The sequence below is a fragment of the Cupriavidus sp. SHE genome (assembly GCF_000812445.1).
Taxonomy (GTDB): Bacteria; Pseudomonadota; Gammaproteobacteria; order Burkholderiales; family Burkholderiaceae; genus Cupriavidus; species Cupriavidus metallidurans.
In genome coordinates, this window is record NZ_JWMB01000005.1 from 99,911 (window position 1) to 124,148 (window position 24,238).

Below are 24,238 nucleotides of genomic sequence, written 5' to 3' on the forward strand. Positions count from 1 at the left end.
CTGACATGAAGTCCGCCAGTACGTCCCAGCCTTACCGTTCTCCCGCCTGGCCTGCCGGCCTGCCTGGCACGCTGCATGTGCCGCAGACCAGCCTGTTCCACAACCTGGAAGTGGCCGCGCGGCGCTATCCCGGCAAGACGGCGATCCAGTACTTTGGCACCGCGATCACCTATGCGGAACTGCTGGATGACGTCGAACGGATGGCCGGCTATCTGCAGCAAAGCTGCGGCATTCAGCCCGGGGATAGGGTAGTGCTCTACAGCCAGAACGCCCCGCAGTTCATCGTGGCGTACTACGCCATCCTGCGTGCCGAGGCGGTGGTCGTGCCAGCCAATCCGATGTGGCTGGAAGCCGAACTGGAGCATGTGGTTACCGATAGCGGCGCGGTGGCCGCGTTCTGCGGCAGCGAATTGTATGAGCGCGTCGCGCCGCTGCATGGCAAGGCGCTGCGTCATGTGATCACGTACCACTACGCGGGGATGCTGCGAGACGATGGTGGCCTGCCGGTTCCGGCCTGGCTCCGCGAGCCTGCTCCCGCGCAGCGCGCGGCCCCGGGTGGCGCCATGCCGGTGGACTGGGACACCGCGCGCAATGCCGCCGGCCAGCGTCCGCGTGCGCACGAGGCTGGCTACAACACGCTTTGCATGCTGGCATATACCTCCGGCACCACGGGCAATCCCAAGGGCTGCATGCATACCCACGGCACCATGATGAGTTCCGCGGTGGGCTCGCAAGTCTGGCGCAGCAGTTCGCCGGAATCGGTGGTGTTGGCGGTGGCGCCGATGTTCCACCTGCTCGGCATGCAGAACTGCATGCATTCGCCGATCTACCTGGGTGCCACCGTGGTGCTGATGCCGCGCTGGGACCGCGCGCTTGCCGCCGATCTGATCGAACGCTACCGCGTCTCGGCCTGGGGCGCGCCGCCGGCCATGCTGGTGGACTTTTTCGCGCAGCCCGATGTCGCCCGGCGTGACCTGTCCAGCCTGGCATTTCTGGGTGGCGGCGGCGCGGCCATGCCCGACGCGGTGGCCAACATGTTGCAGGAGCGCTTCGGCCTGCCGTACGTAGAGGCCTATGGCATGACCGAGACCGCGTCGTTCCTGCTGTCCAACCCGCGCCAGAAGCCCAAGCGTGAGTGCCTGGGCATCGCCACCTTCGGCGTGGACGCCCGCGTGGTGGACCCCGCATCGCTCGCCGAACTGCCGCAGGGCGAGATCGGCGAGATCGTCGTCCACGGTGGTCAGGTGATGCAGGGCTACTGGAACAACCCGCAGGCCAATGCGGAATCCTTCATCGAAATCGCCGGCAAGCGCTTTCTACGTACCGGCGACCTCGGTTTCATGGATGAAGAGGGCTATTTCTTCATGCGCGACCGCCTCAAGCGCATGATCAACGCGTCTGGCTTCAAGGTCTGGCCGGCCGAGGTGGAAAACCTGCTCTACGGCCACCCGGCCATCCACGAGGCCTGCGTGATCGCCGCGCGCGATGAGCATCGCGGCGAAACGGTCAAGGCCGTGGTGGCGCTGCGCCCCGAATCGCGCGGCACACCGGAGGCCGATGCGGAACGCATCATGGCCTGGTGCCGCGAGCGTTTGGCGGCCTACAAGGTGCCGCGCATCGTCGAGTTCGTGGACGCGCTGCCCAAATCGGCCACCGGCAAGATCCAGTGGCGCGCGCTGCAGGAAGACGCCATGCGGGCATAGGCGGCGGGGGAGGCCGGTGTATCCGGCGTATCCGGCGTACCGAATCCAGTTCTTGAGAGAGACAGCTTCATGCAAACGAGCAGACGAACCTGGCTGGCGCAAGCCGGCACCCTGGCGGGCGCCGCCATGCTGGGCGGCGTTGGCCAGGCACTGGCCCAGCCCAGCTACCCGAGCAAGCCGATCCGGCTGGTCGTGCCGTATCCGGCCGGCGGCGGCACCGATACTGTGGGCCGCATGATCGGCCAGCGGCTGGCCGAAGCCTGGGGCCAGCCCGTGGTCGTCGACAACAAGCCCGGCGCCAGTGGCATGCTGGGCAACGATACCGTGGCCAAGGCCGCGCCCGATGGCTACACGGTGCTGCTGGCCATCACCGCGCTGATCCAGTCGCCCAGCCTTTACAAGCGTATGCCGTATGACGTGAACAAGGATTTCACGCCGGTCTCGCTGATTGCCAAATCGTCCGACCTGTTTGTCGTGCCCAACCGCGTTCCGGCCAGCACGCTACGCGAGTTCGTCGCGCTGGCCAAGGCCGGCAAGCTCAGTTACGGCTCATACGGCAACGGGACTTCGTCGCATCTGCACGGCGAACTCCTACGGCAGCAGACCGGCGTCGAACTGACACATATTCCGTACAAAGGGGCTGCGCCCTTGCTCAACGATCTGCTCGGCGGCCAGGTGGATTCGGCTTTCGTCGATGTGACATCGGCGTATCCGTACCTGACCAGCGGCAAATTCAAGATCCTGGGCATTACCGGTACCCAGCGCTACAAGGCGATTCCGAACGTGCCGACGTTCGCGGAGCAGGGCTTGCCGGGATTTGAGCCTAGCGGATGGTTTGCGCTGTTCCTGCCCGCCAATGCGCCGAAAGACGTGACCAGCCGTATGGCCACCGAGGTGGCGCGGATCGTCAAGCTGCCTGAAATCAGCCAGAAGCTGGCGGGCATGGGCTTGCAACCGGTCGGGTCGGCGCCGCAGGAACTGGCGGCGGTGGTCTCGGGTGATATGCCCAAGTGGGCCAAGATCGTGCAGGACGCCCATATCCAGCTCGACTAAACACCGTCGGATCACGCGCGGGCTATCGGACAGGTTCCGATGTTTGGAGGAAAGGTCCCAGCCCATGGCCGCCAGTTGCCCGTGATGGCTTTTCCAGCAATCAGACGCGGAGGTCGTGCACGACCTCGCGTGCGAACACCTCACATCCGCGCCGGGAAACGGTGTGTCCTTGAAGATCGCGCGAAATTGCAGGGGTTTGCCACTTGGCACGATGTCGAGGGGCAGGGTCTCGCCCTGAAACGTCTTTTCGCTGCCGATCAGGCGCGCGTAGAACATTGGCTTCACCACGCCAATGCGGTGCCGTGTCCAATCCTTGACGACCTAGTGCGTGCGATTCAGTGGCCAGTGCTGTTTCGCCTTGGCGCGGCATTTGTTTGGACACGTCCCAGACATCTCATATGCCGTATGCGACACATGTGGCGGTGTTTCTAGTAACGTTCTTTCTTCGTAAGTGAGAATAAGTTACATTTGCATCTGATGCGAATCCGAAATTCCTGAACCGCCGTGCAGCACGGCGGTGCCCGCAGCAGTGTCTATGTCCACCAGGTTGCCTCTTTTACTTGCCGTTTTTCCTGCCTATCAGGGTTGGGATCTCAATCAGCTCGTCCATAGCGGGGCGCCCTCAGTTGGCGGCGTATTTCCTGGAAGACCTGATGACCCCCGCTGCGGTGAGATGAGGTAGTCGCGATGGATCCAGGTACCCGTTCGCAGGTCGATGTCCTTTACAGCCGGCATCACGCTTGGCTGCAAGGCTGGCTGTTGCGGAAGATCGGCAATGCATGCGATGCGGCGGACATCGCCCAGGATGTATTCGTCAGGGTGCTTCACAGGAAAGTCGTCGAGATCCGCGAGCCGCGCACCTACCTGGGCACCATTGCCAATGGGCTGGTCATCGATTTCTGGCGGCGGCGGGAACTTGAGCAAGCGTGGCTGGAGACGCTGGCTCAATTGCCGGAAGCACATACGCCATCGCCCGAAAGCCGTCTGCACTTCCTGCAGACGTTGATCGAGATCGATCAGATGCTCGATACGCTGAAGCCGAACGCGCGCACGGCATTCCTGCTGGCGCAGCTCGACGGCCTGACTTGCCCGCAGATCGCGGAGCGCATTGGCATGTCGCTGGCGACCGTCGAGCGGTACATCAGCCAGGCGCTGCGCCGATGCTACGCGTTGCAGTTCGGCGCTTAGCAACCGGCACAAGCACAGGGCGCAAAGATGTCCAGTTCGCAAGCCGATTTGCCGTCAGAAGTCATTGATGCGGCCATTGATTGGGCCGTCCGCCTGCTGTTCAATGAACCCAGCGACGAGATGCGCCAGCGCTTTCTGGTCTGGGAGGGCGCGGATCCCCGGCACCGGCTGGCATGGCAACGCATCCAATCACTACGCGATGGATTCCCCCGTGTGCCGGCGAAGCTGGCTGTGGAGACGCTCCGCAACGCCGAGACCATTCGCGGCCGCCGCCAGGCAGGGCGCCGCCAGGCGATCAAGTTGCTGGGTCTGGGTGGCGTATCGGCGTTTGGGTTGTCCATGGCCTATCGCGAATCGCCATGGAGAAGCTGGGCCGCCGACGTGCGTACCGGCGTGGGCGAACAACGCAGGCTCGCGCTGGAAGATGGCACGATCGTCGTGCTCAATACCGAGACCGCCCTTGATATTCGCTTCGATCGCCAGCATCGCGACGTGTTGCTTCGGCGTGGCGAGATTCTGGTCACGACCGGGCACGACGGCGACGCAGCGCGGCCATTCCGTGTGCAAACGCCGTTCGGCGCGATGCGCGCGCTCGGGACACGTTTCGCGGTGCGGCTCGAAGCGGATCGCGCGTGTGTCAGCGTGCAGCAGGGCGCGGTCGCGCTGCACGACGGCAAAGCGCCATCGCAAGCCGTTGCCACACCGGGCACGAAATGGACGATGACGCAGGACACGAGCGCATTGAGCGATGCCGCCGCGCTGTCGCCCGACAGCTGGGCCAACGGGCTGCTTTCCGGCAGCAACATGCGCCTGGCCGACGTGCTTGCGGAGCTGGCCCGCTATCGCCACGGGCGCATCGATTGCGATCCCGCCGTGGCGGATCTGGTCATCTCGGGTGCGTACCGCATCGACGATACGGATCGCACGCTGCGTTTCCTGGAGAAGGCGCTGCCGATCCGGGTGTCGTACTTCACGCGCTACTGGATTCGCGTCGGGCCCAGGGTGCATGCCTGAGACAGGGTGATGTGAAAAAAATCGAGGTGAATTGAGGGGATTGGGCGACCTGTCCGGCTTGGATTGTAGGAACCCTCTTCAATCCGCTCTGGACTTCGCAACCATGTCGTCACACCGATCCCGCCATCTGTCATCCCGCACCAGCACCCAGTCCGCATGCCTCCCTTCGCCCAAGCCACTTGCTGCCGCACTCCATCAGGCGATGCTCTGCCTTGCCGTCGGCTCGGGTGCCATGTCGATCAACGCCGCCGCGCAGACTTCCACGGACAAGGCTCCGGAAACCACCCTTCCCGCAGTGACGGTGAGCGCCGTGGCCGCCAGTGATTCCACCGATCTTCCGGCAGCCTATGCGGGCGGGCAAACCGCGCGCGGCGGCCGCCTCGGGATGCTCGGCAACCGTGGCAGCCTGGACACCCCGTTCTCCACCACCAGCTACACGGCCCAGCGCATCGAGGACCAACAGGCCGTGACCCTGGCCGACGTGCTCAACGCGGACCCTTCGATTCGTTTCACCGGCCAGACCGGCGGTGTCACCGACTCGTTCATGATTCGTGGCTTCCCGATCAATGAAGGGAACCTGTCGGAAGTCGCGTTCGACGGCGTGTATGGCGTTTCGCCGAACTACCATCTGTTTCCTGAGTACATGGAGCGCGTCGAGGTCCTCAAGGGGCCGGCCGCCATGCTCTACGGGATGTCGCCCAACAGCGGCGTGGGGGGCGTGGTGAACCTCGTTCCCAAGCGGGCGGGTGCCACGGACCTGACACGCTTCACGCTCGACTATGCGTCGGACGCCCAAGTGGGCGGGGCCGTTGACTTGAGCCGTCGCTGGGGCGACGACAAGGAGTGGGGCGTTCGCTTCAATGGCTTGCACCGTCAGGGGCCCACGCCGCTGGACAACCAGAAGTCACGCAGCGAGGTGGCGGCCGTATCGCTGGACTATCACGGCGACCGTCTGCGGGCATCGCTGGACCTGATCGAGCAGTACCAGTGGATCGATGCGCCGACGCGCCCGTTCCTGGTGGCTCCTGGCATCGAAGTGCCGGCGGCACCCGATGGCCGGCGTAACGTCACGCAGCCTTGGGGATGGTGGAAGTCCAACGACGTCTCGACGCTGTTGCGCGTCGAATATGACGTGGCGGACAACGTCACTGTCTATGCCGATGCTGGCGGGACGCGGTCCGACGTGTCCCGCCTCTCGGACCAGACCCCGACAATCCTCAACGCGGCAGGCGATACTTCCGCCGCAGTGCAAAACTGGCGGTTTCAGATCAATCGGATGTCGTTCGATACCGGCGTGCGAGCGAAGTTCGACACCGGTCCGGTCAAGCATGCACTTGCATTGCAGGCCAATCTCTATTCGGATCGTATTGCCAACGCCAACGTCGCGGGAACGCCGGTCCGTTCGAATATCTACAACCCGGTGGTGAGCCCCGAGCAGTCGATCGCGCCGCCGAGCTTTGTTCCCAAGGTGTCGGATTCCACGCTCTCCGGCGTAGCCCTGGTCGACACGGTCAGCACCATGGATGATCGCGTGGCCCTGACGCTTGGCTTGCGGTATCAACAGGTCGAGTCGAACAACTACAACACCGCAACCGGCGCAAAGTCGTCCTCGTATGACGAGAACGCTGTGACGCCGCTGGCCGGCATCGTCTTCAGGCCATGGCGCAATGTTTCCTTCTATGCGAACTATGTCGAGGGGCTGAGCAAGGGTGATATCGCACCGGCCACTGCCTCGAATGCAGGTCAGGTATTCGCCCCCTACAAGACGAAGCAGCAAGAGGTCGGCGTCAAGGTCGATGCCGGATCCATCATGGCCACGCTGGCAGCCTTCCGCATGACCAAGCCGAGCGGCCAGTTGTTCGGCACGGTTTACGCTGTGGACAGCGAACAACGAAATCAGGGGCTGGAACTGACTGTCTCTGGCGAAGTGATGCGGCGGGTTCGGCTGCTGGGCGGCATTACCTGGCTGGACGGCAAGCTGACCAAGACCAATAGCGCTGCGACGCAGGGCAACCGGCCGGTGGGCGTACCGGACTTCATGGCCAATCTTGGCGCCGAATGGGACCTGCCCTGGCTGCAGGGCCTGACGTTGACTGGCGCGCTCAACTACACGGGTCGCACCGACGTCAACCAGGCCAACACGCAGTCGGTGCCGTCGTGGACCACCGTCGACGTTGGGGCTCGCTACCGGACGAAGGTGTCGGGCAAGACCACCACGTTCCGGGCCACGGTCATCAATGCCTTCGACAAGCATTACTGGTCGGGCGTGGCTTCCTACAGCACGATCTCGCAGGGCGCGCCGCGCACGTTCCTCGGCTCGGTGACGGTGGACTTCTGATGCAGGGTCAATGCAGATAGGCTGCCGCCAGATCCTGGTTGGGATCATTCTCGCGACGGCTATCATCCTGGATGCCCAGGACTGTCCGGCCGCTGGTTCCGTGCAAGGGGCGGCGGCCGAGGCTCACACCTACTCGATACCACCCGGTCCGCTGGACGTGGTGCTCATACAGTTCGCCACGGCATCGAAGATGGACCTGGCCTTCGATGCCGACGCGCTGCGGAAGCTGCACAGCGCGGGGCTGACGGGGCCGCATACGATTGCCGACGGCATCGGGATTCTGCTTCACGAGACTGGCTACTACGCCGTCGACCTGCGCGATGGGGGGTACCTGATACGCAAGGCCTCTGCCGCCGACACGCAGGCGGAAGCCGCGCAGACATTGCCCACGGTGACTGTAGTCGGCCAGGCCTATCGCGCTGATGTGTCGCAGGGCACGGAAGCCGGTCATGGAATCGCCCGCACCGTGAATCTGGGAGCCCTGGGAAGCATAGGCGGCATGGACTCGCCAGTCAGTACCCGGGTTTTCGACGCGCGCGAGATCCGGGACCAGCAGGCGTATAGCGTGGCCGATGTCGTGGAGAACGATGCTTCGGTTCGCTCGGTCAGCAAGCCGGGCGGCATTCTCGACGCCTTCACGATTCGCGGATTTCCGTACAGCAACGGCAACTTCGGCGAAATTGCGTTCGATGGCGTCTACGGCATCGCCTCCAACTATCGCGTTGCGACGGGGTACGTCGAGCGGGTGGAACTGATCAAGGGCCCCGCGACGCTGCTCTACGGCATGTCACCTGGCGGCAGCGTGGGCGGCGCCATCAACATCGTGCCGAAGCGGGCAGGGGACGGGGACGTGACCGAGGCTGCTGCGGACTATGGCTCGTTGTCCCAGTTTGGCGCGAACATCGATGTGGGCAGACGGCTCGGCGGCGACCGTGCGTTCGGCGTTCGCTTCAATGGTGGCTACCGCGGTGGTGATACCGCCCTGGACAACCAGCATCGCGATGCCGGCTCGGGGGCGCTGGCTTTCGACTATCGCGGCAGCCAGTTGCGCGCGAGCCTCGATGTCATCGCCCAGTATGAGCGGATATCGGCGCCGTTCCGGCTGCTGCATATCGTTGCGGGTATCGACGTGCCAGCGGCGCCGGACGGCCATCGCAACATATCCCAGCCATGGGAGTCTTCGGAAATCCACGATGGCGCGACATTGGCGCGGGTTGCCTACGACGTTGACGAGAACACGCAGGTGTTCGCCCACGTCGGAGGTGGCCGCACACGTGTGGCGCGCGTTTTCGCCATCACGCCGACGATCATCAACGAGGCGGGAGACGTATCCGTATCCGATACGAACTACCGATTCGACGTGGCACGCACTAGCGCCGAAGCCGGTATGCGATGGCGGGTTGCCATCGGCCCGATGACGCATCGTATTGCACTGTCTGCCAGCGGCTACAGGGACCGGCTCAATCGCGGACTCGTGAACTCTGCGATCACGTCGCTTACCAATCTCTACGATCCCGTGCCGCTACCCCCGCAGTCAATTGCCGATCCTGCCAGCGTGCCCAAGGTGTCGTCGACGTACCTGACAGGGTTGTCCCTTGTCGACACGGTATCGACAAGGGATGAGTCCTTGCAGTTGACGGCCGGATTTCGCTATCAGCGCATTCGTTCCGACAACTTCAACCCGGAAGGCGTTGTGATCGAGCACTACGACGCGGGTGCGTTAGCCCCTCTGCTCGGTATCGTGTTCAAGCCGAACCAGGCCGTATCACTCTACGCGCACCGCATTGACGGACTCAGCAAAGGAGATGTCGCGCCGACGAGCGCGGCAAACGCAGGTGAGGTGATGGCACCTTACCGTTCTACCCAGTACGAGACCGGGGTCAGGCTCGCGCGGCAAGACCTTGAGGCGACCTTCAGCGCCTTCCAGATCAGCAGGCCTGTTGGCGTGATGAGTGGGGCGAGTTTTGCGGCCGACGGCGAGCAGCGTAACCGCGGACTGGAACTTGGCGTACGACACGAGTTGCTGCCAGGCGTGCGCGTCAACGCCGGTGCGATGTGGCTCGACGCGACGATCTCGGGGAGTCCAGCGCTGTCTGGAAAGACCCCGGTCGGCGTGCCATCGTGGCAACTCAATCTTGGTGCGGAATGGGACGTCCGCCAGATTCCAGGCCTGACGCTGGTCACTGCCGTGGCTAGCAACGGTGCGCAGTATGTGGATGCGGCGAATACCCAGCAGGTGCCATCGTGGACTCGCTGGGACCTGGGAATGCGATATCGCGTGAGTGGCGCGCGCTATCCCGCCACGGTGCGTCTTGCCATTCGCAACGTTATGGGAAGACGAGGATGGGCCGCCGTTGATGCCTACGGAGGGCTGGCTCAAGCGGATCCACGGGTCGCATTGGTCTCAGTAACTGCCAGCTTCTGATTGTCAGCGCCTGCAGGCAAAGGTCGCGATTCCATGTTCAGTGGGTCCCACACAGGACCCTATCTGCGGTCTCACATTGCGAGGCAGCAGCCTTGCGATGGCTCCGTAGCATTCCGAACTGCCAGGAGTATGGCTCCACCTGATGTCTGGGCAGCATACCTCCGCCTCCCTAATGATTTTTTGCGCAGACATATGGAAGGTGATCTGGTGGCATTGAACAGTTGACAGATTGTCACCTTGATCCGCCAAGTCACGGGCAAGATCGTCACTACGTAGGTGCGGTATCGAACTTGCCGTCCAACCTACGTCAGCATAATCTCAATAGCCAGGGCATCCAGAGCATCCAGAGCGCGAAGGCGGTCAACGCAAGCATGAGGACGTTTGCGTTCCTATTGAGCATGGACCACTTTCCCTCGGTGCAGGGTTGTCCGAATATCGTCCGGAATGAAGTCGCCGCAAGCCATGGTGCGCGCAGGCGAACATCGACCGGGCCGATTTCGAGCATCCGGGTAGCCGAGCGTCGGCCCTTGGGAGAAGGACGTCATGAAGAAGCGCTCGCTGTGGGGCACTCGCTTTGCCAGTTGCTCCACGATGTTGCTGCTAGGCGGCATGGCCCATGCGCAGACGACGCCTGATGACGCTCCCACCCTCGCGCAGCTTGAGTCGCTACAGAAGGAAATCGCCGAGCGGGCGAAGCAGCTCGAAGCCATGAAGCGAGTGCTGACCGAACGGGCGGATATCATTCGCGAACTTCGTAACACTGTGGACAACGAGATGCTGGCGCATAAGCGCGGCGGCCAGGCAGAGGTTGGCGCCGGCGCGACGCCGGGCAATGCCGCGACCGGCGCCGCAGCAGCGGCCGCGGCAGCCAGCAGCGCCACGCAGATCAACAGCACCGCGCAGGCCCAGCAGACGCCATCCGAAACGCCGCCACAGGCCGTTACGCCACAGGATACGCAACAGGGTCAGGCAGCCCAGGGCGAACAGCAGGGCGAATCCGCAGCAGGTGCCGAGCAGCCGGTGGGCAATCCGCCAGAGCGCGACACGCGCCCGCCGGCAATCGCGCCGATCTTCGACCAGCCAGGCGTGCTCACGCCAGTCGGCAAAATTGTCGTCGAGCCGAGCTTCCAGTACAGCTACTCGTACGGCGACTCGGTGTCGCTGGTGGGCTACACGGTAATCCCCGCCATACTGGTCGGCTTGATCGATGTGCGCGACATCAGGACGTCCACTTACATCAGCGCGTTCGCATTCCGCTACGGCATCACCAAGCGCCTCGAGATAGAAGCCAAGGTGCCGTACGTGAGCGCAAGCAGCAACACGATCAGTCACGAGGTCTTCACGGGGACCGCTGTCGACAGCGCCTTCACCGCCAATGGCAGCGGCCTTGGCGATGTGGAAGCGACCCTTCGCTACCAGCTCAACTACGGCAGCGAGAAGATGCCGTACTTCATCGGCTGGCTGCGCTACAAGTCGAACACCGGCAGGGATCCGTTCCAGGTGGTCACCGATTGCGTGACCCGTTGCGTGGGCAATGCCACCGGCACCGGTCTACCCCTGAGCATGCCAACGGGAACCGGTTTCCAGGCGATCCAGCCCGGCATTACGTGGTTGTTTCCAACCGAACCGGCGGTACTCTTCGGCGGCTTCAGCTACATGCACAACTTCGCGCGTGACAATGTCTACCGCAATGTGCTTGCTGGCCAGCAGGAGTTCCTTGGCAAGATCGCTCCCGGAGACATGTTCGAGTTCAACTTCGGCATGGGTCTGGCGATCAATGAGAGCGCGTCATTCAGTATCGGTTACGACCAGAGCATCATCTGGCCGACCAAGCAGAACGGAGAAACCATCGCGGGATCGGTGCGTATCACGCAGGGCACGCTGCTGGTGGGCTACTCGTATCGCTTCAACAACCGGTACACGCTGAACCTGTCGGTGGGCGCGGGCGTGACACGCGACACCCCTGACCTGACAGTCACGGTGCGGCTGCCGATCACCTTCTAAAGGCATGACGAGCTGTAAAGTCGGGACGAAAATCGGAACCCGTCAATCGTCGCTTGCATCATGCCTCGCAAGCTTCAATGTTCAGAAACTCCACAAGACACCAACCCGGAACGTCCTCGGTTCGGCGGGGTGGATATGGTGATCGTTGATCCCGGCAGGCGAGCCGTCTGCGTTGAGCGGTGACGTTTCGCCCTTCAGCAGCGAAGCATAGTAGTAGTCGATGTCGTTGACCCGCTTGCCGAACACGTTCAGAACTTCGGCAAAAATCCGCACGCCCTTCAGTAGCCTATAGCCCACCTTCAGGTTGACGAGAAACGAGGAGGCGGAGCGCACGCTATTGTTCTCGATGAGCGGACGTGGGCCGAAATAGCGGGCCCGCGCGCCTACCGACCAGCGTCCGGTGTGGTACGACACGCCGGCCGACGCCGTGGTCTGGATCGATTCCGGAATGTAGTCGCCGATTTCCTCGTGATCGCGGAAGCGTGCCCGCGAGAAAGCCGCGTCCGCATCGAGGATCAAGCCGGCGAGCGGGCCGTCGGGCGGTGCATAGTAGCCTGCCAGTTCAATCCCGCGGCGGCGGCTTGGTCGGCTCGGTTCTGTCGTGCCGCTGTCGCCCGAGAAGACCAGTTCCGATCCGATGTCGAGTTGCCAGAGCGAGGCCGACAACTGCAGGCCGGGGGCGAGCCGCCGGGGGCGCACGCCGACCTCGTAGCCGGTGGCTGGCACGAGAACGCTGACTTTCTGCGCCGGCTTGCCCGTGGACGGGTCAATCGTGGTGGTGGCGCCGCGTACGTCGTTGCTGTGATAACCGCGCCCCCAGTTCAGGAACACTTCGGTCTGGTCGGCCGGCGACATCACGACGCTGAACTTGGGACTGACGATGTGGTCGGTGCCGTTTCCGGAGTTGGCGGGGTTGTCGCTCGAAACGCCGTACCAGAACTGATCCGCACGCAGCCCTGCGATCGTGCGCAGCCAAGGCAGCCATTCGGTTGTGTTGCGCACATATAGCGCGGCGCTGGTTTCGTTGACCGTATCGGTCCGAATCGTTTCGTAGATCTGCCGCTCTTCCGAATTGGCCAGTGTGATAGGGTCCAGCCGGTCGAATCGGACCTGCGCGCCGACCTCGGTCTCGGTGTCGCGCAGCCCCAGCTTGCCGAACCAGAGCCGCGACGCATTGACGCCCGCGGTGACGCGATTTTCGAACTGCTGGAATTGGTCGCCACGCTCCGGGTTGTTCAGCGCGTAGGTGAAATTCGAGAACAGTTGCAGCCGGCTCTTGATGACATAGGCATTCGCCCTGAACAAGCCCGATTGCACGGGCCTGAGCCAGTCGGCGGACAGGCTGTAGCGCGACGCATAGCCACCGTCCGTGGGATCGATATTCCCGACGCGGGAGATCAGCCCTTCGTTGATCGCGCGCTGCGGCACCTGGTCGGTCGAGTCCCAGCTATTGCGATAGCCCATGGCGGTGATGCTGACGCGCTCGCCGGCACTGAGCGGCAGCGTGTAACGGAACATACCATTGAGCTTGCGCACGCCTTCCGGCAACACCCATGGACCATTCACCTGCAGCCATTCCAGCCCACAGAGCGCGGTGCCGGGGCCCACCTGGTGGGAATTGGCCAATACCGCCCGACGGTAGTCGTGCTGGCCCAGTTCGATCTGCGCGATACCGGTCGGCAGTTGCGACACGTAGTCCATGCTCACGGCACCCGCCGCCGAGAAGTCTCCCTCTTCGGCAAAGTACGTGCCCTTCTTGTAGGCGATACCGCTGACCAACTCGGGAATCACGAAATTGAGATCGGTGTACCCCTGGCCATGGGCGTTGGTACGCATGTTGACCGGCATGCCCGCCACGGTCGTGGACAAGTCGGTGCCGTGGTCAAGGTTAAAGCCCCGTAAGAAGTACTGGTTCGCTTTTCCGTCGCCGCTGTGTTGCGTGACGATCAGTCCCGGGACGGTTTCCAGCAGTTCGCCGGGACGCAACAATGGGCGATTGGCGAGTTGCTCGCGGCTGACGTAGCCCTGGTTGGCGGAGACGGTGGAATCCGCAGTCGCGACATCGAAACGTGCTGCCTGGACGGTGATCGCCGGAAGCTCTTGTTGGGCTTGCTGAAGGCCGCCTGCAAGGGCGCTCACTGGAATAGCGCCAAGTGTCGCCGCGCGAAGGCGAAGTTTGGGCGAGGTCGGGCGCCGCAAAGGCGCCCGACGAGAAGAATTGCTCTGGCTCATTTTTGTTTTGTGAATTGGTATGAAGAAGTGCGCAAACTTCATACCAACGAGCAAGCACCGATGTGGTGCAGATCGAACGGGCAGGGCGGGGGCCGCTCGCAGACCGAAGCGGTCTCGTAATTGCAGCCAGTTGTGGCATCACGCGCGGCCGGGGACGATGCGAAAAGCCGCACATGTGGCAGGTGGCCGAAGGAGCTAAGCCGTTGAAGATCCTTGCACACTGCCACCGGCATGGCCCGCTGCGTCAGTGTGGCCGAGTCAATACCAAACGAGCCACACGTTGGGCAGGTGCAATGGAAGCGGCGCAGTTCACATGCGCGGACGCATTACGCGGCTTAGTGGCTTAGTCGCAAAGAGGGCAATTTGCCGGTTCGGGTGAGCATGGCCGATCCCAGGTTGGGGGCGACACCCGTGCCCAACAAAAAGCAGTAACTGTGAATGGGACCTCAACCTAAGCCCACCCGCCAGGCTTGCCGAAGAGGTAGCCTTATGCGCAGCGTCTTCAATCAAATCGCTGCCTAATCATTCATTTAACATAATATACATTATGAACATCGAATCAAGTTTTAAGAAGTCGCAGAAAACATCAGTCAAGCCCCTGCATCGGGGGTTCAAAGCGCAGAAGCCAGCACCTAAGGTTGCTGGCTTTTTTCTTGCCAGAGACGCCCATGAAAAACACGTCCAGGCGCTGGGTCAGTCAATCAGAATTCGAGCACTACACCAGCGGGCTATCACGAAAACACCTCATCCGTCTATTGCGCCGATGCGACAGAACCATCAGGGATTGGCAGACCGGCAGACGACCAATTCCAGCATGGACAGTCGACACAATGCGAGTGCATCGATTTGAAATAGAACAGGCGTGGATACAGATGTTTCCCCCGGACCCGTTAAAATGCGCCAAAAAAAGAGGGGTCGAAGATGGGAATCTATGACAGGGATTGGTGGCGGGACCGCTACAACCAGCAAAGCGGCAAGCCCCGAAAGGACGCGGCGTGGCGTCGGCCGGAAAAGGACGGAGACCGTGCAGCCAAGGCTGCCGTCTACAACCCAAGAGCATTTCGCGCCGAGAGCCCCAAGAACAGCCGCGACGGCGCTGATCAGAGAAACGAGCCGCCAGAGCTACCCGGAGCGCAATGGCACTGGACTATCAAGCTGCTTTGGATGGCCGGTGTCGGGACAGTGTTGCTGATCATCGCCAAGAACTACGGTCGATGGTTTCACTAGACGCGTCATCGCAGTAGAAAGGCCGGGGATTGGCTTGCAGTGAGGGGGAGCCTTAGCCCGGCCACGACTTCGCAACGACCGAGCCGCGCCGCCCGCTACTCGGTCCCGCCAGCCTCGCTGAGCCGCTCGACAACCGCCACGAGGATTGCCCTGGCTTAATGCAATACGCGGTTCTGGACGAGCGCGGACACTCCTGACGCTAGACGTCCCGTGACAGCAATGCGGAGATAAAGACGGCGGAGCAGACAAAGATCACGCCGAAGGTCACGCCGACAGTGACCAGCACATCCCACCAAGTCAAGTCCAGCCATCCCTCAGTCATCACTGAGCCCCCTTTTTCGTTACTACCTTACCCGTAACGGGATCAAGATCAGGGCCGAAGACGCAGTCGGAGAATCGTTCATACAACTCACGCTTCAGCACGAGATCAAAGGCACGCTTCCAGGCGGTGGACTTATAAAGTGCATTCCGCCCCGCAATCGTCTTGCGCTTGCAGGCAATTTCAAGAAGTTGAAGCGAAAGCTCCACAACATCGGCATCGCTTCCATTGATCGCCAGAGACTTCCCGGCACCCTTCTTTGCAGCGGCCAATGCCTCATCGCGCTCACGCTCAGCACGCAGCATTGCTTTGTGCTTGTTCTCGATTCCGATCGACAGTCCCATGATCTTTTCGCGAGCCTCGGCCAGTTCAGAACGCAGCGTCTCCACCTCGATTCGGCATTCGTCGTAGGCGTCCACGTCCTGGACAGGTGCGATCACCTTTTTCGTTACGGTAACGGCATTGTCTCGACGGCGAGCGCGGAAAGCTGCCTGACGCTGCGCATTGGTCAACGCGCCCTCTTTGCGAGGACGACCACGACCGCGCTTGACTTCCACATCCAGCTCGCCAGTCACGTTATCCGTTACGTCACGCATATTCGCCTCCCGATTCGATGATTCTATTTTATGTTACGAGTAACGGATATTCAATTACTGTTACACTTTTCTGAGTAACGAAAAATCAAACACTATCGGAAGGACCGGTGCGCTTGCCCTTATCGGTCAACACACCCTCCCCAGTCGTGATGCCAACAACCGGTGCATCGCACACAGCGACCAGCTCAATGTCCTTGAACTTGAGGCCCATGGCGCAATTGCTAATCCGCTTGACCTGGTAGCCCGCTTCCACGAGCTCCTCCGAGGTCGTCCAGAAGATCGCCTGTCCGTTCTGAGACATGGTGACGGCGTAGACCGGAGCCTTACCCGCGAAGGTCACCAGACCAGAGATATGAATCCCCAGGCCAGCGAAGGGATGCCCGTCAGTCTGATGACGACCAGGTGTCGCAGCTCCGCCCTCCTCCCTCCCGCCGTGCTCCTCCGTGCGCGCGGCTCCGGGAGGCGGGCTCCCCTGCGGACGGACAGCGCCAGGACTGACAGAGGCAAGAGAGGGGTTGGGAGCCTTTTTCTCCGGCTTGCCTGCCTTCATGGGGTTAGGGCTCGCGCCACCGATCAACATGCCGACAAAGATGATCACGCACAGCCCGAGGCCGATGAACGGCCACCGCTTCCACAGCGGCACGATGTCACTAGCGGCCAGCTCCTCCCCGGCCTGGCTGGTCTTAGTGTGGGAGCGGTAGAACTTGAAATAGCGCTTGTTGTACTGCCGGGCGGCAGTATTGACGCAATCCCCGCGCACCCCATCAAACACCTTGCGGATGTACCCCTTGTTCGTCCCGAACGCCGTTGCCTTACGGACCTTGTAGCAAACCTGCACTAGGTCGATGACGTCCTTGGACACCTTGCCATAGCTCTGTGTGATCAACAGCACGTCGGCCAGCTCGTGACGGTGCATGGAGTACCACTCCCGCACCTTGCGCCCTGTGCTGTCCCTGGGCAGACACATATGACACTCGTCAATGACATACAGCGGCCCACTACCAGTATCGGGATGCCGCCAGGTATCCCCGTAGCATTCGACCGTGGAGAAGGGACGACGAAACACCTCCTCGTCCGCATCCTCGCCCAGAGCCGCCGCCAGGCCGGTGCGCCGCTCTGCTTTGCCCTTGGCCTCCGTCCGAATATCCAGAAGGACCCGCTGTTCAGGCGGGAACTCCGTCAACACCAGGGGAAGATTGGTCACGACCTTCCGGCCCGCACTGAGCGCAGGCAGAACGTGATAGGCGACCGCCTCGTAACTCTTGCCCCCACCAGGGGCTCCCAAGAGCAAGTTAATCATGTTCAGGACTCCAGCCAGCCGCAGACATGATCGCCTCTACCCGTTCATTGATGGCGTCCTCCTTGCGCTGCAAGCTCTCCAGGCGCTCCTCAAGCTGTTCCCGTAGCTCCAGTACCGCAGGGTCGTCTCCGCCGTACAGCTCCAGTTGAAGCTCCACGGCTTCCTTGCGGGCCGCGACTGTCTGAGCGAACTCAAACAGCTGATCGATGGTGTAGTCCTCAGTCATTTTGCAGCGCCTCAATCCGATCAGAGATCAATTCCAACTTGGTCGCCAAAGAATAGACCCTCCCCCCCAGAAACTCCTCCGTATCCTCCTTGTCCATGTACTTACTGTATGGGTCTTCCCCACTGTCCTCCCAAACATCCTTCCACTCCTGATAAGCCGCGACAGAGTCCCGATATTCTTCATTCAACTCAGCGTGCAGGTCAGACAGCTTTTCCAACAGCTGAGCACGCGCACGGCGTGCACGAAACCCGAAGAAATCCATAGTCAGCTCCCAAGACGGGTGAACGGAATAAGTTGCAGGACCAGCTTGATGCCGATCGCCGCGAGGATCATGGCTAGCCCCTCGCCCACCCGCATGAGGCCAATCATGTTGACCAGCTCGGGCGGAGCCGCGCTGATGTACTGCGCCGGGTTCAATGCCGCGAAGGCATCCGTCCCAGGCAAACCATTCAGAATCACCTGCGTGAGCTTGAGGAACGACTCAAAGGCCCAGCACACCAGGTCAGTGCCAAACATCCAGGCGGCTGCAAACACCGCCACCGCCAGGGAACCGATCCAACCCGCCAACGCGGCGAACTTCGCCAAGACAGCCGTGAAGAACGCGCCCATGTCCGCTCCTTAGAAAAGAATCTTGCGAGAGGTGAAAGCCGCCGTAGCCAGGATGACCAGGCCGAGTGCCTGGAAAATCCAGCAAGGCACAGTGAGATCGCCGGAGCCGAAATTCCCAGCACCGCCGAAGTTGAAAGACATCCGCCACACAGGGCACTGACCGCCCCCGAAAGACGGGAACATCGAGCGGATACCGTTGTAGAAAGCCGTATTGCTAATGTCCGGCTTCGACGTGTTCCAGACCCCCGCAACACCCTCCGGATACTTCTGCTCGTAGAGCTTCGGCACCCCAGGCATGGCAGAGTCGCTAAAGGCGTCGTCGCTTTTGTCCGTGGTGGACGTGCTGGAATTGACCGTGTTGCCCGCGGAATCCTTCGTCACCGTGGTGGTGACGTTAGAAATGTTGTAGGTAAGCGTGTTATTTGTGACGGTGTTTCCCGCCTGACTCACCGTTGCAGTGGGGGTGGTCGTGCTGGTCGTCGTCAGAGTCTTACCGTCCGTCCCCGTGCTGGTCGTCGTAGTCGTACTAGGCTGTCCGGTAACCGTGTTGGTCGGGATATTGAAGCCAGCCGCGTTCGCAGCATCCAGGGGCACATAGCCCCCGTTGTCATAAATATTCTTCAGTACGTCAGCCGCCATGGTCGGCTTATTGGTCAACCCAGTCTGAATCGCGTTCTGAATGTCCGCATCAGATGCAGGCACGTCACCCGAAGACGACACACACTTGCTACCGTTCCAGACGTAGCCCGTCACGCAATGAGAAGAGCCCGAAAAAATAGAACCAAGCGATACCCACGAACCCCCGGCGTTCTTGGCAGAACAGGTGTACTGGTTGTAAAGACCAGTGACAGGATCTGTACCGCCGCTAGGGTCGGTCGACCGGACGCCAGGCAGCCCCGCCGCAGTAGCGAACGCCTCGCAAGCCAAAACCGGAGTGTCGTAATACGGACCGGTCTGATCAGTACCCGGCTTAAACCACGCCTTCGATCCATACTGAGGCAAAGCCGGTGATTTCCCCCACTGACCATTCGCATACGAAATGCCAGCATCTAGCAGCAACGACCCTGCAACCGTCCCGACAACACCCCACGGAGTAAGCCGAGCAGCGGTAACCATGCCCTTCCCAACCGACGCCAGCGGATAGCGCACAAATTCCTCAAGACCTAGCTTCACCGCCTTACCCATCCCAGCAGCAGCCGGAATTTCCAACGTAGCCGCCCGCGTAGCCACCACCTCCGCCCCCTGCACCGCCGCCGATTTGATCGCCCCAGCGATCCGTGCCTGGTTGTACGCCGTAATGTCCCGCGAGAGCTGCAAACGGTTAGCCTCCGAGCTGGACGCAATGATGTTGCCGTTACTGTCCCAGACCAGGTGCGTCTGAGCGTGTGCACGCTGCCCAATGAAAAACAGCGCCATAAATAGCGCCGTTAGTAACCCCGTTCCGATGTGTTTTCTCATGAGATCCGCCCCCGGAAAGCCAGAATGAAGACCAGGGCACTGATGCCACCGAGCATCGCCACGAGCGCGTAAAACAGCGCCACCAGTGCCCCCGTCACGCCAGCCCCCTTAGGCCTTGTTGACGCCGCGCTTCGCCAGGCTGATGCCCTTGAAAGCCATTGCGATGCCGATGATCAGAACGCCCATGGCGATCACGGCCGTTTGCGTACCGCTCAGATCCACTGCTGCGAAGATTTCTTGCATTTCCTACTCCCGAGAACGCCGGGTAACGGCCCGGCAACCGTTTGGGCAAATGCCCTACACCTTACGAATCGCGTCCACTATGACGCCCACTGCAAAACCGACCGCCCAGACCGCCAACACCGCCTTCATGCCCCAGGCGAACGCCAGGGCGATATCCGCAGCATTAATGCCGATGGCAGCAAGCTGTTCAGCGGTGCAGCACGTGTCGCCCATGGCGTTACTGAACCGCCCGCAGCGTGTTCGTGTACTTCACCCACACGCCCTTGTTACCGTTGATGCGCTGACGGAAGCCGCGCACGTCCACGAGCACCTGCACAACCTCGCCCTTCTGCCCGAGACGCTTGTCCGAATACACGTGAATGAAGGACGGCGACGAGAACTCATCCGGCGCAGGCATCGCAATAGCAGTGTCGAAGCCGCCGTTTTCCAACGCCGTCGATTCCTCAACGCGCCCACGAATGAGCGCCTGATTGACGCCCATTTTTTGCTGTTGTGCCGCTTCACTCATGACATTGACCCCTCGAAATAACCACTTGGAAAGAATGCGCCGTCCTTCAAAACGAAGGGCACCATGCGTTTGGGCGCACCCTCACGACGCAACACGGAAACGATTTGCTCTGCCGACCATTTGGCCCGCACAAGCTGATTGATGAAGCGGCCATAGGCCTCGCGCCCATGCTCCACAAGCTTCGCCGCCACGATTGCCGCGCCCTTAGACATCGTCTTGACCAAGCGCGGGACGGAAGCCAAGACAGTGGAAAAAAAAGGAGCCGCGCCGACGAAATAGGCGTCCGTATCGGTAATGGCGTCATACGGAATGACGCGATCACGATTGCCCCACTGGACCTCAAGACGCAACCACGGAGAATCCGGGTCCCCAAGCTGTTTGCCCTTCTCGTAGCAACGAATCAGCTTGCCGTTCTTGGCCTTGCCGATATAGAGCGTTCGCCCCCTGCCCTGATGCTCAAGCCAATCACCCGCTTGGTCATACGAAGGCCGCGCACTCTGGCGCTGAAAGAGCCCATCCTGATAGGCCTGCCAGCAATCCATGACGCCGAGCGATTCGGTATCGAAACAGATGTCCAGGCGCGTAATGGTCGCTTTGATCGACTGAAGAACAACGCGCAGATTTCCCCGCTCGTACTTGTCCTCGTTCAGGCCGAGCGCGTTGCAGCCCGTACCGCTGATTTGGAGGAAGCCCATGTTCGCCTGCTTGTCATGGCCGCCCCACGCCAGCACCGCAACGCGTTCCCATTGACCGCCGACGCAATACATCACGTCCTCGGACTCTGCGAAGCCGAACAGCCCCTTGCCCTGCCGACGCTCATACCGGAACTTGCGCTCGACACCCGGACCTTCGCAACCGAAAATCGAATCGCGCACCCATTCAATCTCGTTTTCCGGGCCGGTCAGTTCCCAAGAGGCATGCAGCCAGTCGAGCTTGGTCTTAACACCGTCGAGACCATCGGCAAGATCAAGTTCCCCCCGTGTTACAGGACGGGGGGACGAGCCTTCGGCAGATTCCAGTCCCAGCGACGCCCCAACGACCGAAGCCAGCGACACACCGCCGACTGCGCCGAGAATTTCACCCGTTTCAAGATCGACGCGCATTGCCATCACGCACCCCTACGGACGTCTTCAACCAGCGCCGAGGCGATGCGCGTAGCGGCCCACAGCCCTACCCACGCACCGATGGCAGCGGCAGCACCTACGCCTGCTGCAACAGCTAGAAACAACGCCACTTGGCCCATTCGTTTACCCCTCGCGGTTTACCGACTACACTCCGCCCTGTGTAACCCGACTTTGAGTTACACCGATCTGTGTAGGACATGGCCGAAAGCTTACACAGAACTGTGTAGCCACCCAAAGAGGAAATAACTATGAGCTATCGCGAATTGATAGATATGGCGCTACATGGCCGTAGCGTGAACAGCGTGGCGAAGGCCATCGGCATGAAGCAACAGACGCTCGACAGGTACGTCAAAGGACAGACCCTGCCCGACTACACGAGCGCGTTTTTGCTGGCGAAAGAAGCAGGCATCGACCCACGCGAAATGTTTATGGCGCTGGTCGAAGAAGAGGCAAAAAAGAAGGGAGTTTTGGAAAAAATTTCCGAGGGTTTTAATACGCTGCTGTCACTCGTCAAGCCGCGCCGGACTTACGTTCCAGCGTGGTGACAGCAGACTAAAGCTTGATTTGATGTTTTATACATTATTGCGTAATGGCTTGTAGGGGCTAAGTTGTAATGTCGTACCTGGGCTAGATTGAAATGTCGTACCTCACAGCCTGGCTGGAGCACGACATGACACGACCGGACACCATCACCATGAGCCTGCGCGAACTGGATCGCTGCAAGGTCATCGAGGCCGTCGTGCAGGACGGCCTGATGGTGTGGCGCGCCGCCGAGAAGCTGCGCGAGCGCCATGGCATCGACCTGGCCAAGGAGACGGTGCGCCCGATCATGATCGATGCCGGGTTGTGGGTGCCGAGGAAGCAACGCCCGCCCAAGGTCCATCAGCCGCGCAACCGGCGGGCCTGCCTGGGCGAGCTGGTGCAGATCGACGGTAGCGACCACGCCTGGTTCGAGGACCGCGCGCCGGCCTGCACGCTGCTGGTCTATGTCGACGACGCCACCGGCCGGCTGATCCATCGCTATATCAAGGTGGCCGGGTATCCGGACGGACGGACTGAGCTGTGGGCGGATCGCACTTCCCTGCCCTACACCACCTACGACCGGTTCCCGGAGGTCGACCAGAGCGCCATCGTTGAGAACAAGCGCTTAGGCCACGCACTGGCCATTGCGGCCGAGGTGCAGTCCCTGCGCGACAACCGCCGATTCGGCGCGCCTTCCCGCATCCTTCATGGCGAGCCGCCGCGGCCTGCAGCGGTACCGCTGAACGTCAAACGACAGCGCTTGGTGAATCGGCTCGAGCCAGATCGTGTTTTGTAATTCACGACATGGAGGAAAGCCGTCTGCCGGCGTCTTCGTATTGGCGCCACCCGGTGTCGAATCAATCAGTTCAGGTGGCAAGGGCTCCCTGTTTTCCCCGGCACCATAAACACGCTCTACTTCTCGCTTGGGTATGCAAATGAGATTGGAATCGAGCGAGAGGCTCACCACCAGTTCTTTTACACCATACCTGTTGTAGCCCGTTTCCCGCGATCCCGAGCGGATTATGCGGTCTTTCGATATGAAGCCCTGCTGTACACCACCCCGCTTATCGACCGGATTTCCGACCGTAACCAGCCGGAGATCACTGGTCTCAATGGCAAAGTCGTTCAGGTCTGCTGAGTTGATCAGCGGCTGCCCAAGCCTCTGGGTGGAGTTCTGGACCCCGAGCGGTCATCGCCTCTGATTATGCACTTCGGTTGGATGACCGCCGCTACGCTCTGACTATCACTGCGTTCCGCCCATCTTCGCTGGCGCCGCAAAAATTCTATGAGGGCGGCAGAGCTACCAGGGCAGAATTCCCGGCAGGTGACACATTTTTCTACTTGAGGAAGAAAATTGTCTCTAGTTCGTCGCTACCCGAAAAAAGAAAGTTGGTTGTCGTGACGTCGTCGAAATAATATGTGTACGTCGTGCGACCCATGAATGTGCTGGTCTTCACCGGAGCGCCGAGCAATTTGGTTAGCTTCGTCACATCGTCCCCGAGCTTCACGCCACCAATGTTGCCTTTGAACGGCGCATCGACGCGATAGGTCACGACACGCTCTTTCTCAAAGAAAATCCAGACGCCCTTCGTCTTCAGACGAAGTTGCTTTTTTCTCGTCTGGCTTGGACTCGGGACCGCAGATTCGATGATTTCTGGATCTAATGTTGTATTGAAAGCGTGCTTAACATCATCGACTGAATCGCCAAGCTTAACAGGAAGCTCGGATACGACAGGTGCTGCGGCAATAGCGGCCTGGCTAATAAGAAACGTGACGAAGATAGCTGTGACAATGCGCTTGAATAGCATAATCGCTCGCAATTTTTTGTTCGGGTTGATGTTGTGCGAAGAGACTAGCAGGGAGCGCGGTGCAAACGGCGTCCGCGAAGTGGGGTATGTTGGCAGGACGCAACGTGCCCGTAGCCTGCATTGGTCAGGGAGGGGCCTAGACCCGATGTGGGAAAGCCACCGCCCCTAGCAGAACTCCGCCGTCGGCTCACCCACGCACGGGCGTGCTGGCGCGAACGGCGGTTCTTGGCCGCTCTCTGCCCTCGGCCGATCCTGGCACAGGGCTTGCGACGTGCCAGAGGCAACTGCCGACCTAAAGCGAGCCATCGACGATACGGTACACGGTCCAGTCGGAGCCACTT

22 protein-coding genes and 1 pseudogene are annotated in these 24,238 nt (G+C 61.1%); 10 read left to right on the forward strand and 13 right to left on the reverse strand.

Annotated features, from left to right (window positions below; genetic code table 11):
• Positions 1-5: 5 nt before the first annotated feature.
• From RN01_RS02150 to RN01_RS02180, 7 genes are all read left to right on the forward strand, one after another.
• Entirely contained in the window at positions 6-1,703 is a 1,698-nt protein-coding gene (locus RN01_RS02150) for a long-chain fatty acid--CoA ligase (protein ID WP_024570786.1), read from the forward strand.
• Between the two features lie 69 nt (positions 1,704-1,772).
• Positions 1,773-2,756, forward strand: a complete 984-nt coding sequence (locus RN01_RS02155) for a tripartite tricarboxylate transporter substrate binding protein (RefSeq protein ID WP_024570787.1) — start codon at positions 1,773-1,775, stop codon at positions 2,754-2,756.
• Positions 2,757-3,443: 687 nt separating this feature from the next.
• Positions 3,444-3,944 carry a sigma-70 family RNA polymerase sigma factor gene (locus RN01_RS02160; RefSeq protein ID WP_008643876.1) on the forward strand — a complete coding sequence of 167 codons (501 nt, stop codon included), beginning with the start codon at positions 3,444-3,446 and terminating at the stop codon, positions 3,942-3,944.
• A gap of 27 nt (positions 3,945-3,971) precedes the next feature.
• Positions 3,972-4,958 (forward strand): FecR domain-containing protein, encoded by a 987-nt coding sequence (locus tag RN01_RS02165; protein ID WP_024570788.1) that lies wholly within the window; start codon positions 3,972-3,974, stop codon positions 4,956-4,958.
• Positions 4,959-5,061: 103 nt separating this feature from the next.
• Complete coding sequence (locus RN01_RS02170) at positions 5,062-7,296, forward strand: TonB-dependent siderophore receptor (protein ID WP_024570789.1); 2,235 nt, start codon at positions 5,062-5,064, stop codon at positions 7,294-7,296.
• Between the two features lie 10 nt (positions 7,297-7,306).
• The gene (locus RN01_RS02175) at positions 7,307-9,721 is read left to right on the forward strand and encodes a TonB-dependent siderophore receptor (RefSeq protein WP_017510607.1); all 2,415 of its coding nucleotides are present in this window, start codon (positions 7,307-7,309) and stop codon (positions 9,719-9,721) included.
• Positions 9,722-10,264: 543 nt separating this feature from the next.
• The gene (locus tag RN01_RS02180; RefSeq protein WP_017510609.1) at positions 10,265-11,725 is read left to right on the forward strand and encodes an acetate kinase; all 1,461 of its coding nucleotides are present in this window, start codon (positions 10,265-10,267) and stop codon (positions 11,723-11,725) included.
• Positions 11,726-11,806: 81 nt separating this feature from the next.
• On the opposite strand, the gene RN01_RS02185 is transcribed toward RN01_RS02180, so the two are convergent.
• Positions 11,807-13,864, reverse strand: a complete 2,058-nt coding sequence (locus tag RN01_RS02185) for a TonB-dependent receptor (RefSeq protein ID WP_017510610.1) — start codon at positions 13,862-13,864, stop codon at positions 11,807-11,809.
• 1,014 nt (positions 13,865-14,878) lie between these two features.
• Here RN01_RS02185 and RN01_RS02190 point away from each other — a divergent pair.
• The gene (locus tag RN01_RS02190; protein ID WP_017510611.1) at positions 14,879-15,184 is read left to right on the forward strand and encodes a hypothetical protein; all 306 of its coding nucleotides are present in this window, start codon (positions 14,879-14,881) and stop codon (positions 15,182-15,184) included.
• Positions 15,185-15,383: 199 nt separating this feature from the next.
• On the opposite strand, the gene RN01_RS34860 is transcribed toward RN01_RS02190, so the two are convergent.
• From RN01_RS34860 to RN01_RS02235, 11 genes are all read right to left on the reverse strand, one after another.
• The gene (locus RN01_RS34860) at positions 15,384-15,506 is read right to left on the reverse strand and encodes a hypothetical protein (RefSeq protein ID WP_017510612.1); all 123 of its coding nucleotides are present in this window, start codon (positions 15,504-15,506) and stop codon (positions 15,384-15,386) included.
• Positions 15,506-16,099: a hypothetical protein gene (locus RN01_RS34485; RefSeq protein WP_017510613.1), complete on the reverse strand. Its 594-nt coding sequence runs from the start codon at positions 16,097-16,099 to the stop codon at positions 15,506-15,508. Before RN01_RS34485 ends, RN01_RS34860 begins: the two co-directional genes overlap by 1 nt.
• Positions 16,100-16,184: 85 nt before the next feature.
• Positions 16,185-17,399, reverse strand: coding sequence for a zonular occludens toxin domain-containing protein (locus tag RN01_RS32420; RefSeq protein ID WP_052261163.1), 1,215 nt, complete (start codon positions 17,397-17,399; stop codon positions 16,185-16,187).
• Complete coding sequence (locus RN01_RS02205; RefSeq protein WP_017510615.1) at positions 17,392-17,625, reverse strand: hypothetical protein; 234 nt, start codon at positions 17,623-17,625, stop codon at positions 17,392-17,394. The genes RN01_RS32420 and RN01_RS02205 overlap by 8 nt, the downstream gene beginning before the upstream one ends.
• Positions 17,618-17,887: a hypothetical protein gene (locus tag RN01_RS02210; RefSeq protein WP_017510616.1), complete on the reverse strand. Its 270-nt coding sequence runs from the start codon at positions 17,885-17,887 to the stop codon at positions 17,618-17,620. Before RN01_RS02210 ends, RN01_RS02205 begins: the two co-directional genes overlap by 8 nt.
• A 2-nt stretch (positions 17,888-17,889) precedes the next feature.
• Positions 17,890-18,234, reverse strand: coding sequence for a DUF2523 family protein (locus tag RN01_RS02215; RefSeq protein WP_017510617.1), 345 nt, complete (start codon positions 18,232-18,234; stop codon positions 17,890-17,892).
• 9 nt (positions 18,235-18,243) lie between these two features.
• Entirely contained in the window at positions 18,244-19,692 is a 1,449-nt protein-coding gene (locus RN01_RS32425) for a hypothetical protein (protein WP_017510618.1), read from the reverse strand.
• A gap of 108 nt (positions 19,693-19,800) precedes the next feature.
• Positions 19,801-19,935, reverse strand: coding sequence for a membrane protein (locus RN01_RS34865; RefSeq protein WP_017510620.1), 135 nt, complete (start codon positions 19,933-19,935; stop codon positions 19,801-19,803).
• Between the two features lie 54 nt (positions 19,936-19,989).
• Positions 19,990-20,148: a hypothetical protein gene (locus tag RN01_RS33715; RefSeq protein WP_017510621.1), complete on the reverse strand. Its 159-nt coding sequence runs from the start codon at positions 20,146-20,148 to the stop codon at positions 19,990-19,992.
• Positions 20,149-20,152: 4 nt separating this feature from the next.
• Complete coding sequence (locus RN01_RS02230; protein ID WP_128646503.1) at positions 20,153-20,443, reverse strand: hypothetical protein; 291 nt, start codon at positions 20,441-20,443, stop codon at positions 20,153-20,155.
• Positions 20,440-21,552, reverse strand: coding sequence for a replication initiation factor domain-containing protein (locus tag RN01_RS02235; RefSeq protein WP_017510623.1), 1,113 nt, complete (start codon positions 21,550-21,552; stop codon positions 20,440-20,442). The genes RN01_RS02230 and RN01_RS02235 overlap by 4 nt, the downstream gene beginning before the upstream one ends.
• A 263-nt stretch (positions 21,553-21,815) precedes the next feature.
• Here RN01_RS02235 and RN01_RS02240 point away from each other — a divergent pair, with 263 nt between their 5' ends.
• Together RN01_RS02240 and RN01_RS34490 are read left to right on the forward strand one after the other, a co-directional pair.
• Positions 21,816-22,112, forward strand: a complete 297-nt coding sequence (locus tag RN01_RS02240; RefSeq protein WP_017510624.1) for a helix-turn-helix transcriptional regulator — start codon at positions 21,816-21,818, stop codon at positions 22,110-22,112.
• A gap of 209 nt (positions 22,113-22,321) precedes the next feature.
• Positions 22,322-22,585, forward strand: a pseudogene (locus RN01_RS34490) (ISNCY family transposase); the annotation flags it as partial.
• 841 nt (positions 22,586-23,426) lie between these two features.
• Here RN01_RS34490 and RN01_RS02250 read toward each other — a convergent pair.
• Positions 23,427-23,897, reverse strand: a complete 471-nt coding sequence (locus RN01_RS02250) for a hypothetical protein (RefSeq protein ID WP_017510626.1) — start codon at positions 23,895-23,897, stop codon at positions 23,427-23,429.
• Between the last annotated feature and the right edge of the window lie 341 nt (positions 23,898-24,238).